Genomic DNA, 15,316 nt, shown 5'->3' on the forward strand with positions numbered 1-15,316 from the left:
CGGGAGAAGACCGCACCGGAATATCAAAATCGGCTAATTTACGGAAGCCGATACGGCAAGACGGGCGTTGGGAATGTGCGATGGGTTACATTGGCGGCGATGCGTAATCTCTCTTCGAGGGGGAGCTGTCGCCGAAGGTGACAGAGGGGGCGCTTCGCGTGAAGCGCCAGCGCTCTCCCCGACATCAGACGGCGTTGGCAATCCAAGTGAGACGACCCCCCTCTGTCCTGCCGGACATCTCCCCCGCAAGGGCGGAGATTGGATGTCACCAACGCTTTCGCAAATCTCCAACCGCCGCAATCGCCACCGCCACGATCACCAGCCCAGCCGCCACTGCGAACGTAAACCCCATCCCGCCGGCGACTGCTTCCGGTGTCGCGGCGCCGATCTCGCCAGTGCCCACCGCGAAGGCAAACACCGCGCCCATCACCGCCGTGCCGGTGATCAGGCCGAGATTGCGCGACAGGCTGAGCATGCCCGAGACAACGCCGCGCTCGTTCTTATCGACATTGGCCATGACGGCGGTGTTGTTCGCCGCCTGGAAGAGCTGATAGCCGGGCGTCAGCAGCATGATCGCCGCCGCGTAGCCGGCGACGCCGAACAGCGCCGGCAGCAGAGCAAGGGCGACGCAGCCGATGGTCATCAGCACCAGCCCGGCAACGACCATGGCGGACGCGCCCAGGTGATCGACGATGCGGCCGGCAGTCACGCCGCACAGCGCCGAGACGACCGGGCCGATCGACAGCACGGCGCCGACCTGCGCCTCGTCCAGGCCCAGCGCGCGCGACAGGAAGAAGGGCCCGACGACAAGCGTCGCCATCATCACGGTGGAGACCAGCCCATTCATGGCAAGGCTCGGCGCCAGCACCGGATCGCTGAACAGCGCTGGTTTGACCAGAGGCGACGCCACTCTTCGCTGCGCATAGAGGAACAGGCCGGCGCCGAAAACTGCCATGCCGAGCAGCGCGATGTTCGTGCCGCCGAAATGGCCGCGTCCTGCCGTCATCGCCAGCGCATAGGCGGCGAGCGTCAAGGCAAGCAGCAACGTGCCCAGAACATCGAAGCGCGGGCCAACGCCCTGCGCCTCATTGCGGAGGATCGTCGCGGTTTGATCGCCCGGCAGGAAGCGCCGGGCGAGGATCATCGCCACGACGCCCAGCCCGGCAGTAACGAGGAAGATCGCGCGCCAGCCGAGGTAAGCGATCAGCACGCCGCCAAGCGACGGCCCAAGCGCCGTGCCGATCGCCGACATGGTGCCGAGCAGGCCCATGGCGCTGCCGGTGCGCTCTTTCGGCATCGTCGTGCCGACCAAGGCCATGGTCAGCGCCATCATCACCGCGGCGCCGAGGCCTTGGGTGGCTCGGGCGGCGACCAGCAGCGGCAGCGACGGCGCAAGCGCGGCCGCCAGCGACGCGGCGCTGAACAGGCCAAGACCGGCGACCAGCAGCAGCCGGCGGCCGACGAGATCGCCAAGCCGCCCGACGCTGACGATGAGCGCGGTGATGGCAAGCAGATAGGCAAGCACCACCCATTGCACCGCCTGGAAAGATGCGGAGAACGCGGTGCTCAGCGTCGGCAGCGCGACATTGGCGATGCTGGTGCTGAGCGAGGACAAAAGCATCGCCAGCGACAGGCTGGCCAGCGCGCCGCTTGCCGAGCGGCTTGCGCAAGCGCTGCGTGGATCTGCGATATCGGCCATGGTTCTTCTCCGGCTCGGCTGGAACTTGCCGGGAGAATATGCGCCTGGCCGATATGGCGGAACGTGCAGCATTTGCACTCGAATAGTGCATGAAGCGCCATGTCACTGCATCGAGGACGTGCTAAGATCGCACCATGTCGCGACCCGATCTCAACCTGCTCGTCACGCTGGACGTGCTCATCGCCGAAGGCAGTGTCGCGAAAGCGGCGCGGCGGCTGAAGCTCAGCCCCTCGGCAATGAGCCGCGCGCTCGCAAGACTGCGCGAGGTGATCGGCGATCCGCTTTTGGTCCGCGCCGGGCGCGGCCTGGTGCCGACGCCGCGCGCCATCGAGCTCGGGACGGATGTCGGCCGGCTGGTGAAGGAGGCGGAGGCTGTGCTGCGCCCCGCCGAACGCCTTGATCTGAAGCGGCTTACGCGCAGTTTCACGCTGCGCAACAGCGATGGTTTTGTGGAAAATTTCGGCCCTGCCCTTCTCGCGCGCGTCGCCGAGGAAGCGCCGGGCGTGCAGCTGCGCTTCGTGCCGAAGCCCGACAAGGACAGCGCGCCGATGCGCGAAGGCAGTGTCGATCTCGAGACCGGCGTTGTCGGCGGCTCGACCGGCCCGGAGGTGCGGGCGCAGGCGCTGTTCCGCGACCGTTTCGTCGGCGTGGTGCGCATCGGCCATCCGCTGTGCGACGGCAAGATCACCGCCGCCCGCTTCGCCGCCGGCCGGCATATATTGATCTCTCGCCGCGGGCTGGATCGCGGGCCTATCGACGACGCGCTGGAACTCGCCGGGCTGACGCGGACGATCGCCACCGTGGTCGGCGGCTTTGCGGAAGCGCTGGCGCTGGCGTGCGGCTCCGACCTCATCGCCACGGTGCCCGAGCGCTATACCGGCAAGCTGCGCGAAGGCCTGCTCACCTTCGCATTGCCGGTGAAGCTCGCCGGGCTCACAATCTCGCTGCTATGGCACCCGCGCCTCGACGCCGACCCCGCGCATCGGTGGCTGCGGGGCCTGGTGAGGGAGGTGTGCGGCGGGCGGTGAGACAGCCGATCTCCTTTCGCGGCGACCGGCACGCAGGCAGGCGAGGCGCGAAGGAACGCCGCGCCGACAGACCAGATTTTGGCCCCAACAAAGTGTGGAGACAGGTTCCTTGGCGACGCCGGGACGGAGCGGAGGGACGCCCAACAAGAACCCCCGCTCCGTCGCTGCGCGAGCACCTCTGCCCGATCTGCCGGCTAGGACCTGCGCCGGGACACTTCGAGCAACCGATCGCCCACCCTCATCGGATGGCGAATTTTAGCATCCCTGCATGTGCGCATCATGAAGCGGTTCACAGAGCGGCAGCGTTCCTCTCCGCAGTCTTTGAGGGGCGACGAAACCGCTAGCGCGACGGGTAATTCACTGCCGTTTGCCCGCCAATGCTGCGTTGCCGAAATGCGCCCAAAAAAAGTCAGGTTGAGAACCGGACCTCAAAACGCCTCAACCAGTGAAAAACCAGCCTATTCAAACGTGTAGGCGGCAACATTTGTGTCGCTTGCCGCAACGGCCGAAAAGCCCGGAAATCCGCCATTTCGGAGCCTGCCGGCGCGGCAACCGCGGAAATGCGGCAGCCCGATTTCGGCATTGCACAACGGAAAAAAACGCTGTTCCGGAGGCGCCGCCGCCGACGTTGACAGCCAGCCGGGCCAATGGCAATCCGCAGTGACTGGTCACGCCATGACCGTTGCTGTTGGGGACGGACGGGGTTCAGCAGCTTGGCGGCGGCGCCGGACGGGCGGGCACTTGCGTAGTGTACCGCCCGCTCCTGGCCGGCAGCGGCGCGAGGTTTCGCGTACGAGGCTCAGAAAGGGTGCCCAGACCGCTACTGACGAACCGTTGCCAGCTTTTCAAGCGTCGGCTCGCTATAGGCCTTCTTGATCGCAATTCCCTCCTGAAGGCGCTTCGCGCGGGCGAGCGCTGCCGGGGAGCGACCATCAAGCTTGCGGCCGGAAGCGTTCACCAGGCGCTCCGTACGACGCAACAGGTCGTAAGAGCGGATCAGCGCCCTTGCTCTCCTCAATCAGTTGGTCCTGGAAATCTGCGGCCGCGTGCCCGCGCGCGGGCTAGTGGGGATTCTTGTTCTCGAGCATGCCGCTCTCCCTGTTCAGACGGGAGCGCGGATCAACGTCTCTCAGTCGCCAATGGTGTCTGGTGGGTGGTTACCAGCGATACGGCAGGGTACGCCGATTGGTGCGCCGTGGCAAAGCCAATAGTTTCGACCGATCTCGGACCGCCGCAAAGGAGTGCCGCAGGGCGGCCTGGCTCGCCTCAGAAGGTAAAGCCGGACGACGGCGCGGCGGCGGTCGCGGCCGACAGCCTGCCGCGCTTTTGCAGCCGCGGCTTTTCGTAAGTCTTCTTCATCGTCCATTCCTGGGCGGGTCAACGACTTGCGCAGGTGAACGCGATGCGGCCGCCCTGTCAAGCTTAGCCCGGGAATGCTTGCCCTGCTGGCTGTTGCTTAGGTCAGCGCGGCGGGAGCGGGGCCGACGACCCGGCAACGACGCTCGACAGCTTCTGGCGCTTCACCAGCACCGGTTTCTCATAGATCTTCTTCATGGATATGCCCCTTGCCCAATTTGCCGCCTCAAGACGCAAGGGAAGTGCCGTTTTGTCAAAAAACGTTTTCGTGAGATGCGTGCAAAGCGAGCCGGCTGCAACCGAATGCGGGCAGGCTGTGGTGAGCCGGCAACATCGAGCCTGCTGAGGTTCGTTCCTAGCCCGCGTGCTGCAGCCAATGGCGGTCGAACACGTCGAGGATGGCGCGGTACTCGGACGGCGGGATTTGGTTGACGCCGCCGTCGCTGTCGGCACTGAGGAACTGGCCGAGCTGCCGGTCGACCGCTTCCGGGTGCTCCATGACGATGCCGAGGCTCGCGAGATCGGCGGCGATCGAGGTGCCCGGCGGCAGGTACCCGCCCCATTGCTCGGCGGCTGGCGCATCGCGCAGGCGCACCAGCAGGATTCTTGTCAGCGAGGGCTGCGCCTCCGGGCCGATGATGGCGGTGCCGACCATATAGCCGCCGAGCACGCTCACCGGCTGCGTCTGCGGGAACAGGCAAAGGAAGAACTGCGCTTCGCCGCCCACCTCCTTCAGATGTAGGTAGAGGCTGCGCTTTGCCGGCGTGACCGGCCCGCCGAGCTGCAACTGCCCGGTCGGCAATGTCTCGCGATATGTGGCGGTGAACGCATGCGCGCCGGGCCCCGCCTCGATCGACAGGCGGCCCCTGATGAGCTGGCCGCGATAGTAAGGCGACTAGGCGCGCGAATAGCAGGCATAGGTGCCGGCAAGCGCCAGCCCGGTGCCCTTGTCGTCATGCCCGGGCGAGGCCTCGACCTGCGCGTGGGCGCGGCGTTCGAGCTCCGTCGCGTCGATGCCGTGCCGGGCCGCGATCGCGGCCGTGAAGCTCGGCAGATCGCTCTCGGCGATCCAGGCGCCGGGTCGCTCGAGGCGCAGCACTTTCGCCCAGTCTTCGTAGACGCTGTGCTCGCGAGGCTGGGCGCGGCCTTGCAGCCATTTGTCGGCGCGGCCGATATCGAAAGCCGTCTTCGGATTGACCGCTCGGAACGCCGCCGCCAGATCCTTGCGGCTGGCGGTTCCCAGCACGACCGAAGTCAGTCGTAACTTCTGCGCGATGTTCAGTGCCATCCGGCTGCACCTGTTCCGTCCCGACAGAATCGGGATTGGCCTCTTGTTCGAGCGAAGATCATGCTTTCACGGCCGCCGCAAGCTCACTGGGCAGTGCAACCAGGAGCAAGCAAGCCGTCCCGCCGGCTCCGCAGCAGCGCCGCAAGACGATCCAGGCCAAGCCATCCGCCTGCACTGGACCTGCATTTCTAGCGCGCTCCGAAGGATCCGGGCTTCTGCCCGGATCGGCGAGGCAGAACAGAAACGGCCGGACAAGGGCCGAACCAGACAGCCACCCGGCCAGCCTGAGGGCTGGGGCGTGGCGCCGCCGGCGGGGCCGGCGCCTGCCCGCGCGGATCGCAAAGCCGCGCGGTTCGCGCGGGCCTTCGGGCCGGTCAATTGAGGGGGAAAGTCGCCTCCCTCATCCAGCCGCCTGCAGCTCCTTCTTGCGGGCCGGCCGGCGGCGTGGCCGGCGTTGCGGCGCAAGCTTCAGCATCACCGGCGGCTCGCTCGACAGGGCGCCCGTCACGGCGCTGACCATGCCATGGGCGACGAAATCGGCGTTAAGCCCGGCGGCAAGTTCGGCCGCGGCCTTGGCGTCGCTGTTGCCGATTTCCGACCAGGACACGATGCCGACCCTGAGACGCGGTTTCAGCCGCTTCAGCCGCCGCACCATGAAGCGCGCGTGCTTGGTGGAGTCGCGGTTGAGGAAACCGATCACCACCGTATCGACGCCGCTCAGGTCGAGGCGGCGGATCCCGGCAGGTTCGAGGTCAATGAAACTCGCTCTCGACACTTCGGCGCCCTGCACCTCCAGCACCTGCGCCAGCATAGCGGCGGCGGCGTCGTCGAGCTCGCCCCGCCCGCCGGCGCAAAGCACGGAGAAGCCCACGCCATCCGGAAGATCGACCTCCTCGGATAGAGGCTCCTTGCCGTCGCCGGCCTTCCGATCGTTCGCCTTGCCTTCAGCAGCCTTGCCCGCGGTGATCTTGGCTGAGGCTGCCTTGCCCGGCGAGGCCTCGGCCGAGGCAGTGGTTGCCTGCTGGTCCTCTTCCTCCTCGGCTTCCGCCTCCTCCGCTTCCTCCTGGGCGCTGGCGTCCAGATTGGCGACGAGCGTCAGCGCGCTCGCCGCTACCTGTTTGCGCTGTTCGTCATCCATGACGCCGCGCATGCGGTCCTGCTCGCCAAGCAGCAGCGCCGGAATCGCCACCTGGTCGTAGAACTCGAACAGGTATTTTTCTTCGAGCATCTCCTCGGCGTGGTCGGTCGCCTCGTCCGGATCGGCGGCAAGCAGCCGCTGATAGAGACGCGCATGAGGCTCGAGCACCGGCTCGTTGCCGAACAGCACGTCGAGGAACTCGAACTGCGGAACGTGGCGGCCGAGGACGACGAGGCAGACGGTGAGCGGCGTCGACAGCACCAGGCCGATCGGCCCCCAGAGCCAGGTCCAGAAGATCGCCGCGACGATGATGGCGAGCGGCGAGAGGCCGGTGCGCGAGCCATAGAGCCATGGCTCGATGACGTTGCCGGTGATCAGCTCCATGGCGATGAACAGTGCCCCGGTCCACAGAAGCAGCGACCAGCCGGGCGCCACCGCCAGCGCCAGGAACAGCGGCAGCAGCGCGCCGATGATCGGCCCGATATAGGGAACGAAGCGCAGGGCGAGCGCCAGCATGCCCCAAAGCAGCGCATTGGGTATGCCCAGCACCCACAGGCCGATGGTGATCGGGATGGCGTAGATGACGTTCACCACCAGCTGCATCAACAGATACTGGCCGACCCGCTTGCCGGCATCTTGCAGCGCCTGGGTGGTGCGGTGGAGATCGCCATAGCCGACGAGACGGATGAAGCGGTCGCGCAGATCCTCCCGCTCCATCAGCATGAAGATGACGACGACGACCACAAGGCCGGCCGAGCCGAGCGGGCTGAGCAGCGGCTCGATGACCTTTTGCAACACTTCGAGCGGCCTTTCCTGCGCGACGATCTCGACCGGGATCGGATCGCGCTTCGGCGTCTGGGCGGCGGACGGCAGTTGCGGCTCCTGGCGCTCGAATTCCTGGCCGACGCGCTCGATCACGCCGCTCAAGCGCGAGATGATGCCGTTGCCCAGCCCGTTTTCCTTCAGCGCGCGGATCTTTGTCAGGATGTTGATCTGATAGACGGGGATGTTCTGGGCGAGGTCGCTGACCTGCGTGGCCACCACGAAGGAGAACAGCGCAAGCGCGGCAAAGGCGCCCAAAACGCTGGCAATCACGGCAGGCAGGCGCGGAATGCCGACGCGTTTCAACGCCGACACGAGCGGCGCGATGGCGAAAGTCAACAGCAGCGCGACTGCGATCGGCAAAAACACTTCGCGCCCGAAATAGAGCGCCGCAACCGACGCGACGACGGTTGCGACCGTCGGCAGCGCCGTGCGCGGATGGCTGCGCGAGGCAGCAAGCAGGCCCGCCAGCCCCGGTTCCGGCTCGCGCGTGCCGTTCTGACGATTATCCGCCACCGTGAGTCTCCACCCTGCCCGCCATGATTGGCTTTCGCCGGCGTGCAACGCGCGGATCGGAGGATGGTTGCGAGGCGCGATCAGTTGGAGGGAGGATGAAGCGGCTGATGCAAATCTCCCCTTGCGGACAAGGGGAGATTTGAAGCGCTCGCCGCCGCACCAGAAGGCTCGTGCCCGGCTATTTTACCGGGATCATGAGATGCGCGTAGGGCGTGCCCGGCCACATCACGTAAGGCTTGGACGTGTCGGGCTTGGCATCGGTCGGATAGCCTTTCATCATGTCCATCGCGTTGACGATCATCACATGCGGCCCCGTCTCGATCCAATTGTTGCCTGCCTCGGGCTTCGTCGCATAAGGATCGGTATTGCTGCCGTCGGTGCCGCCGGACAGCATATACATGAAGCCGACCTTGCCTTTGGGGGGTTCCTTCTTTTCCAGCCAGGCCATCGCCCATTCCATCGAGTTGGCATCGCCGCACATCGGATCCGGACCGGGCGAGGCCGGATTGTCCGGCATGCACCAGAAGCCGGTCTTGCCCTCGCGCAGGGTGCGCATGTTCCCCTTTTCATCCATGGCGTAGACCGCAGCGCCACTCGCCACTGCGGCGGGTGCGGCGGACTCGGCGCTTTTGATCAGCGCAGCGTCGTCGGCAGCTGCGCCCTGCATCGCAATCAAACTGCCCGCTGCCAACAGCGCAGCGACCGTCAGAAGCCGTTTCATGGCCGTTCTCCGGTTCGAGTTGATGTCTTTGTGCATGATGTCGGACGTCACGGCGTCCCAGAGCCGTTCGTCGGTGCATTGATCCTACCAGATTACCTGCAGGCGGACAATTTGCCTTTAGCGTTCGCCAATGTCCTTCCATGCTCTCGAACGCTGGCGAAACCGGCGGCTGAGCTCCTTCGTCATCCTGGGCGAAACGAGGCGCGCAGACCCTGGCGTGCCGAAGCGTCGGCTGCCGCCGGCGTTGCTGCCGCCTCCCTTTATGTTGCACTGCGTTAGATTTGTTGCATTGCGGTATGAGCCCATAGGCGCGAGGCTTTCCCAAGGCGGGATACGAACGACCGTTGCGAGGTTCGCCTTCGTGTCAGCACCATCGCCGGACTTCCGGCCCGATATTGAGGGGTTGCGGGCGCTCGCCGTGGCGGGCGTTGTCGCTTTCCACTTCGGCTTCACCGCCCTGCCCGGCGGCTTTGCCGGCGTGGACATCTTTTTCGTCATCTCCGGTTACCTCATCACCCGCCATCTGGTCAGCGAGATTTCGCTCACCGGCCGGCTCGACCTCCTTCGTTTTTATGCCCGACGCGCGCGGCGGCTGCTGCCGGTGGCGCTGTTCGTCATCGCCGCCACGCTTGCCGTCGGCACGCTGATTCTGTCGCCGGAGGAGCAGGCGCTCTATTCCAAGGGCGCGATGTTCGCGTCCGCCTACATGATCAATCTGTGGCTGATCCGCTGGTCGTTCGACTATTTCGCCAGCGATGCCGCCAACAACCCCTTTATCCATTACTGGTCGCTGTCGGTGGAGGAGCAGTTTTACCTCGCCTGGCCGGCGCTGCTGATGCTGGCGGCCTGGCTGAAGCCCGGCAAGCGGACGATCATGCTTGCGATCGGCATTGCCGGCCTGGTCTCCTTCGCGGTCTGCGCCTGGCTGACCCCCATTTCGCAGCCCTGGGCCTTCTACTTCTCGCCGCTGCGCGCCTGGGAATTCGCCGCCGGCGGGCTGGCTTCGATGGCGCCGGCATGGCTGCTCCAGAACCGCCCGCGGCTCGGGACGGCGTTCAGCCTGTGCGGGCTGGTCCTCATTGCCTTCGCTTACCTCACCTTCAGCGAGGAGGCTCCCTTCCCCGGTTTTCTGGCGCTCGTGCCCGTGGCCGGTACTGTCCTTCTCTTGCTGGCGGGCGCGGCCGGCGTCAGGGACGGCATTCTTGCACGCAATTTCGAACGGAAAACCGCGGGGCTCTTTTCCTCGAATTGCGTAAATGCCGCCCTGGCGCTGCCGCCCTTGCAGTGGATCGGAAAGGTTTCCTACTCGCTCTATCTCTGGCACTGGCCGGTGATCGTCTATGCCGGCATGCTGGTCGAGGAGCTGACTTTTGCGCAACGCCTCGCCTGCCTCGGGCTGACGTTGGCGCTCTCTGCGCTGAGCTATCATTTCATCGAGAATCCAATCCGCCGCAATGGCTGGCTTATGGCCAATGCGGCGCGGGCGCTGGTGCCGGCCCTCCTCCTGACCGGCACCGGCGTCGCAGCCGCCTACGGCAACGCAGCGCTTGCCGTGCGCGCCGAGGACCCCGAGCAGCGCGCGATCGCGGCAAGTGCGGCCGAGCCGGCCACCGCGCGCGCCAAGGCCTGCGTCGAGGGCTACGACACGGTGACGCCGAAACCCTGCGTGTTCGGCAATGGACAGCGCGTGATCGCACTGTTCGGCGATTCCCACGCCGATCACTGGTCGACGCCGCTGATCGAGGCGGGAAAGAAGAACGGCTACCGCGTCGAGACCTGGCTGAAGAGCTCGTGCCGGCCCTCACGGTTTTCCTACTTTGTCACGAAGCTCAACCGCGACTACCGCGAATGCGACCAATGGCGCGAACAGGCGATCAAGGAGATCATCGCGGCCAGGCCTTCGCTGGTGGTGATCTCCGAACTGGCGCTGACCTCCTCGCGCAAGATGGCGGCGGGCAAGGGCGAGCCGGACACGCCGGACGCCGTATGGCGGGCCGGCCTGCGCTCGACACTGACCAGCTTGAGCAAGGCCGGGCTGAAGATCGCCTTCATCCGCGACGTGCCGTTCAACGACGAGAACATCGACACCTGCGTGTCGCGCGCTCTGTGGCGCGACAAGGCGCCCTCGCTCTGCGACCAGAGCCGCGCCTATGCCGCCAACGACCAGATGGCGGCGGTCGAGCGCGAGATCGTCACCAGCGTGCCCAATGCCACCTACGTCGACCTCACCGACCGCTTCTGCAACGCCACCACCTGCCACGTCTTCATCGACGGCCAGCTCGCCTTCCGCGACCAGCACCATCTGGCGACGCCGTTCGCGGAATCGCTGGAACCGGAGGTGGAGAGACGCGTGATCTCGAAGGTGGGAAGGTAGGGCGCCGCCCCTGTCGTTCGTCATGCTAGGGCGGAGCAAGGAGCGAAGCGACGCGCGCAGACCCTCGGATCCATGCCGTGACGCTAAAGCGTTGCACCAGTGACAGAATTCTGCACCGTAGCGCTTCACGCCGAAGGTCACCGCATGGATCCTCGGGTCAAGCCCGAGGATTGCGACCGTGCGACCGTCGGCGTTCCTTCACACCTCGTCTGTCCTGCCAGACATCCCCCGCAAGGGGGGAGATCAGCAGCTTCTGCTCACTCCGCCACAACCACAAAATGCTTGGTCACCGGCTCGAGGATCTTCCAGGTGCCCTTGAAATCGGCTTCGACCACGAAGGCGTCGCCGGGGCCGACCTCGACCGGCTCGCCGCCATCGGGCGTGATGAGGATGCGGCCGGCGATCATGTGGACGAATTCATAGTCGGTGTAGGTGGCGTGATAGGTGCCGGGCGAAGCGCGCCAGGTGCCGGACATCACCTTGCCGTCCTCGCTGGTGTGCTGGACGGCGGTCTGCATGGTCGGCGATCCCTCGACCGCGATCCAGCCCGGCAGATCGCCGCCATCGCCATGCTCGACGGGGCCGAATTTCAGGATAGTGGGCTTGGTCATGGCAGGCTCCTGCGGTTGGGATTGGCTGGACGTGGCAATAGACGACGACGCCGAGCGCGCACGCGCTGCACGGCGACAGCAGGTGGCAATATGGCGACTCCGAAGATCGAAAACAGCGGGGCGAAGAAAAGCGTGACCTTCCCCGCAAGGGCGAAGATCGTCAGCTTCGGCGCCGCTTCGCTCCTTGCTGGGCCCAGGATCGCCGCCCAACTTTCTCGGAACACCACCGGTCCCGAAACCGTTTGTGCCTCGAAGGGGCAACCATCGACCTCAAGGAGGCAGCGATGAAAAAGCTTCTGCTTGCTTCGATGATCGCCATCGCCTCGGCGTTTGCGATCGCGCCGGCGAGTGCCGGTAGCGTTCAGTTCGGCATCGGCGTCGGCCCCAGCTACGGCGATTACTATGGTGACTACTATGGCGGGTATTACCCTCACCGCTATTACCGACACGTCTACGATGACGACTACTACACTCCCTATCGCGAGCGTTATGTGGTGCGCTATCATAACCGGTATTATCGCGATCATTGCCGGATCAAGATCGTGAAGCACTGGCGCCACGGCCACCGCGTCATCGAAAAGATCCGCATCTGCCGGCGCTGACCGACCAGCGAGCGGACATCTCCCCTCGGGCGAGGGGAGATGTCCGGCTGCGGCTGCGCCGCCTTGCAAATTCCCGCCAAAATGCCATCTAGAAGCCGGCATTCATAAGGGAAAGCAAAAAGTGACGCAGCGAAGCGGCAGCGCCGACCTGCCGCTGCATGGCGGGCGGGTTCCGAAATGGCTGGGCGATCGCATGACGAGGCTCGGCGCGGTGCTGTGCGAAGCCATCATCCATCATTACGGCCGCGACGAGCTTTTGCGGCGCCTCGCCCATCCCTTCTGGTTCCAGTCCTTCGGCGCCGTGATGGGCATGGACTGGCATTCTTCTGGCATCACCACTTCCGTCATCGGCGCGCTGAAGCGGGGCCTCAATCCGATGGCCGGCGAGCTTGGCATCCATGTCTGCGGCGGGCGCGGCGCACATTCGCGCAAGACGCCGGGCGAGTTGCTGGCGATCGGCGACCATGTCGGCCTCGACGGCCAAGCTCTTGCCACTGCCAGCCGGCTGGTCGCCAAGGTGGACAGCGCCGCCGTGCAGGACGGCTACGACCTCTACCTGCACGGCTTCATCGTCAGCGATGACGGGCGCTGGGTGGTGGTGCAGCAGGGCATGAACGGCGACGCCCGCCAGGCGCGCCGCTACCACTGGCTGTCGGAGGGGCTGGAAAGCTTCGTCGACCAGCCGCATGCGGCGATCGAGGGCGAACGCCAAGGCGAGATCGTCAACCTCACCGACCACCGCGCCGAGAAAGCGCGCGACGGGCAGATCGCGCTTCTGAAGACGATGAGCCCGGAAAAGATCCTGAGCGAGCTTGCCGTTCTGGAGCCAGCCGAAGCGCCCGAGCCGGCCGCGCAACCGCTGCTCCCCAACCTCGTCATGCCCGCGCATCACGACGTGCGCGAAAGCGACATCGTCATGCGCCGCCTGCACGGCAACATTGCCGCCGCGATCGAGAGCGGCCCGAAGGATTTTCCCGAACTGCTGCTGGTGCCCGGCGTCGGCCCGCGCACGGTGCGCGCGCTCGCCATGGTGTCGGAAGTGGTGCACGGCGCGCCCTGCCGCTTTTCCGACCCGGCGCGCTTCTCGCTCGCCCACGGCGGCAAGGACCGCCACCCCTTCCCCGTGCCGCTGAAGGTCTATGACGAGACGATCTCGGTGCTGAAATCGGCGGTGAGCAAGGCGAAACTCGGGCGCGAGGAAGAGCTGCAGGCACTCAAGCGGCTGGACGGGGAATCACGTCGGATGGAGCGCTATGTGACGGGGCCGAGCCTGAAGGAGATCGTCGCCGGCGAGATGGATCAGTCTCATCTGCTGGGGGGACGGAGCGTGTTTGGGTGGGAGGGAGCGGCAGACCGCAAGGGCCCGAAGGCGCTGAAGAAAGACTTTTGAACTGGCGTGCAACCCTGACAGTTCAAACTATGATCGCCTTCAGCTACAGCTTCCTAAGTTCGACAACGCCCGCACATTCTCCGCCCACGTGATAGAATTTCCCCGCCCCCTTATTGCCCCTCAGCTTAACATATAGAATATTCCTTTCGTTTCGTCCTTTATGCACAAATCTGAGTATTATCGTCGATACGCCGTTAGGCGCAACGTTTCCCTCCCATGAAGGGGAATGTATTTGACCATCTGCAATCCAAATGTTCGATGTGAGCTCAGGCCATCCACAGGACGGATTCGTGGCTCGTCTCGTCAAAGCCCACATTCCGTCGAACCCACCAACTGTACTCCGGCAACGACCTCCTCGTGCCTCCGTTCCATCGGGACAGGAAAGAGGGCAGATAGTGTCTCTAATCTCCTGCAACCTTTTCAGAACATCTGCGCTCGGCTCGGCCGACGCGAGATTGATCCCGCGGAGGCGCGCAAAATCTTGCAACGCTTTCTTGCTGGCGAGACCCCACTTGCCATCGATTTGGCCCGCAAGGCAGCCGACGCGTGATAGTTCCCTTTGGGTGGAAAGCGCCAGATCTCTGTAGCCTTCATCGTCGCGTCTACCTATTGGCTTATCTGACGACGTTGCTTGGGTCTCTCCTTGCAGGCGACGTTTTTCCTCGTCCAGGACCTCGATTTTCAACTTCGCAAGCGCTGCGAATGCGCCATTCGGATATCGTTCAAGATATGCCTGAAAGAAATTCTTGTTCCCCGAGTCCTTGATCGTCTCCCAATATGCAATCTCGACGGCAGTCTCGGCCTTGGCAGGCGTATTCGTAGCAGGCGATTCCGACTTCGGCTCCGGAGCCACGCCCGGATTTAACACTACCTCACCCGTCAGCGAAGAATTGTCCCAAGGAACCTGCTTTCCGTGTGTCGCCTCGAGCACATCGCGTCGCGCGTAAATGAGATCGCGAGTGACATCCTGCCCGGGCGTACCTAGGTGGCGCAGCAGGGCAGTGGTGAAGGGCGAGTTTCTGCCCACTCCATCGAATGCAACGTTCCCCGGCTGTGTTGCGAAAGCGATGAGTGAACCTACTCCGCCACCGAGCTTGGCCAGTCCCTCACCTACCGAGGCCGATCGGGTTCCCATTGACTGAGCAAGGTTTCTGGCGAAAGGGTTGTCTCGACATGCATCAAGGAAGACAAGACTAACCTTGGAGTTGCGCTCCATGGCTGCAACTACAAGGTCCATTGACAAGACCTCAAAGTCGAGATCGTCATAAGATGCTAGGTGAGCGTCGACCGGCACCATATAATTTATGCCATCAACCTGCAGTCCGTGCCCAGAATAATAAAATAACGCGATATCAGCCGTATTTAGCTTCTGGATGAAGTTACGCACTGCACCACGCATCGTCGCAAATTCGAGATCCGAGCCGCTAACCACCTCGAATCCGAGACCTTTCAGCTTCAACGCCATATCGCTGGCATCATTCGTCGAATTGGGTAGTCGCCGTACCTTTTGATAGGCCGAGTTGCCGATCACCAGTGCGATGCGTCTGTCTGCAAGCGCCTCGGCGGAGAAGACTGTAAATAGCAGAACTAGTAGAAGATAAACGCTACGCATGGCAGGAGCAGTTCTCCTCCGAGGCGAATGTCTAAGCTGGCAGTGTAATGCAAAATAGGGACGGATAATAGGAACGCGCCAGCAGTCGCCGATTTGCACCGCTGTGCGGTAGCTGCTGCCGAAGCTGTATCCTGACCAACCAAGAATCGTGTTTTGACC

Annotated in this window: 14 protein-coding genes; 4 read left to right on the plus strand and 10 right to left on the minus strand. The window is 64.4% G+C overall.

Annotated elements, in window-relative coordinates; all coding sequences use genetic code 11:
- Nucleotides 1–265 precede the first annotated feature (265 nt).
- Nucleotides 266–1,699 carry an MFS transporter gene (locus tag P9230_RS24940; RefSeq protein WP_278120978.1) on the minus strand — a complete coding sequence of 478 codons (1,434 nt, stop codon included), beginning with the start codon at nucleotides 1,697–1,699 and terminating at the stop codon, nucleotides 266–268.
- Nucleotides 1,700–1,833: 134 nt separating this feature from the next.
- Here P9230_RS24940 and P9230_RS24945 point away from each other — a divergent pair, with 134 nt between their 5' ends.
- Complete coding sequence (locus P9230_RS24945; RefSeq protein ID WP_278120979.1) at nucleotides 1,834–2,727, plus strand: LysR family transcriptional regulator; 894 nt, start codon at nucleotides 1,834–1,836, stop codon at nucleotides 2,725–2,727.
- An 820-nt stretch (nucleotides 2,728–3,547) separates the two neighbouring features.
- Here P9230_RS24945 and P9230_RS24950 read toward each other — a convergent pair.
- The 7 genes from P9230_RS24950 to P9230_RS24980 form a co-directional block, all read right to left on the minus strand.
- A complete protein-coding gene (locus P9230_RS24950; RefSeq protein ID WP_164746987.1) occupies nucleotides 3,548–3,685 on the minus strand; it encodes a hypothetical protein in 138 nt (45 codons plus the stop codon).
- Between the two features lie 308 nt (nucleotides 3,686–3,993).
- A complete protein-coding gene (locus P9230_RS24955; RefSeq protein ID WP_082953785.1) occupies nucleotides 3,994–4,086 on the minus strand; it encodes a hypothetical protein in 93 nt (30 codons plus the stop codon).
- 102 nt (nucleotides 4,087–4,188) lie between these two features.
- Nucleotides 4,189–4,281: a hypothetical protein gene (locus tag P9230_RS24960; protein ID WP_082953784.1), complete on the minus strand. Its 93-nt coding sequence runs from the start codon at nucleotides 4,279–4,281 to the stop codon at nucleotides 4,189–4,191.
- A gap of 157 nt (nucleotides 4,282–4,438) precedes the next feature.
- Complete coding sequence (locus tag P9230_RS24965; protein WP_278120980.1) at nucleotides 4,439–4,885, minus strand: hypothetical protein; 447 nt, start codon at nucleotides 4,883–4,885, stop codon at nucleotides 4,439–4,441.
- Nucleotides 4,886–4,978: 93 nt separating this feature from the next.
- Complete coding sequence (locus P9230_RS24970) at nucleotides 4,979–5,371, minus strand: hypothetical protein (RefSeq protein WP_278120981.1); 393 nt, start codon at nucleotides 5,369–5,371, stop codon at nucleotides 4,979–4,981.
- A 400-nt stretch (nucleotides 5,372–5,771) separates the two neighbouring features.
- A complete protein-coding gene (locus P9230_RS24975) occupies nucleotides 5,772–7,847 on the minus strand; it encodes an AI-2E family transporter (RefSeq protein ID WP_278120982.1) in 2,076 nt (691 codons plus the stop codon).
- Nucleotides 7,848–8,025: 178 nt separating this feature from the next.
- Nucleotides 8,026–8,568 (minus strand): hypothetical protein, encoded by a 543-nt coding sequence (locus P9230_RS24980; protein WP_066999535.1) that lies wholly within the window; start codon nucleotides 8,566–8,568, stop codon nucleotides 8,026–8,028.
- 361 nt (nucleotides 8,569–8,929) lie between these two features.
- Between P9230_RS24980 and P9230_RS24985 the strand changes: the two genes are divergently transcribed.
- Entirely contained in the window at nucleotides 8,930–10,942 is a 2,013-nt protein-coding gene (locus tag P9230_RS24985) for an acyltransferase family protein (RefSeq protein WP_278120983.1), read from the plus strand.
- Nucleotides 10,943–11,199: 257 nt separating this feature from the next.
- Here the strand turns inward: P9230_RS24985 and P9230_RS24990 are convergent, their stop codons facing one another.
- A complete protein-coding gene (locus P9230_RS24990) occupies nucleotides 11,200–11,553 on the minus strand; it encodes a cupin domain-containing protein (protein WP_095778861.1) in 354 nt (117 codons plus the stop codon).
- A gap of 284 nt (nucleotides 11,554–11,837) precedes the next feature.
- On the opposite strand from P9230_RS24990, the gene P9230_RS24995 reads away from it, so the two are divergent.
- The gene (locus P9230_RS24995; RefSeq protein WP_066999538.1) at nucleotides 11,838–12,155 is read left to right on the plus strand and encodes a hypothetical protein; all 318 of its coding nucleotides are present in this window, start codon (nucleotides 11,838–11,840) and stop codon (nucleotides 12,153–12,155) included.
- A gap of 121 nt (nucleotides 12,156–12,276) precedes the next feature.
- A complete protein-coding gene (locus tag P9230_RS25000; RefSeq protein WP_278120984.1) occupies nucleotides 12,277–13,545 on the plus strand; it encodes a DUF763 domain-containing protein in 1,269 nt (422 codons plus the stop codon).
- 43 nt (nucleotides 13,546–13,588) lie between these two features.
- Here P9230_RS25000 and P9230_RS25005 read toward each other — a convergent pair whose 3' ends face one another.
- Nucleotides 13,589–15,157 (minus strand): caspase domain-containing protein, encoded by a 1,569-nt coding sequence (locus P9230_RS25005; protein WP_278120985.1) that lies wholly within the window; start codon nucleotides 15,155–15,157, stop codon nucleotides 13,589–13,591.
- Between the last annotated feature and the right edge of the window lie 159 nt (nucleotides 15,158–15,316).

It is taken from the genome of Mesorhizobium sp. WSM4887 (assembly GCF_029625865.1).
In the GTDB taxonomy this organism is placed as follows: Bacteria; Pseudomonadota; Alphaproteobacteria; order Rhizobiales; family Rhizobiaceae; genus Mesorhizobium.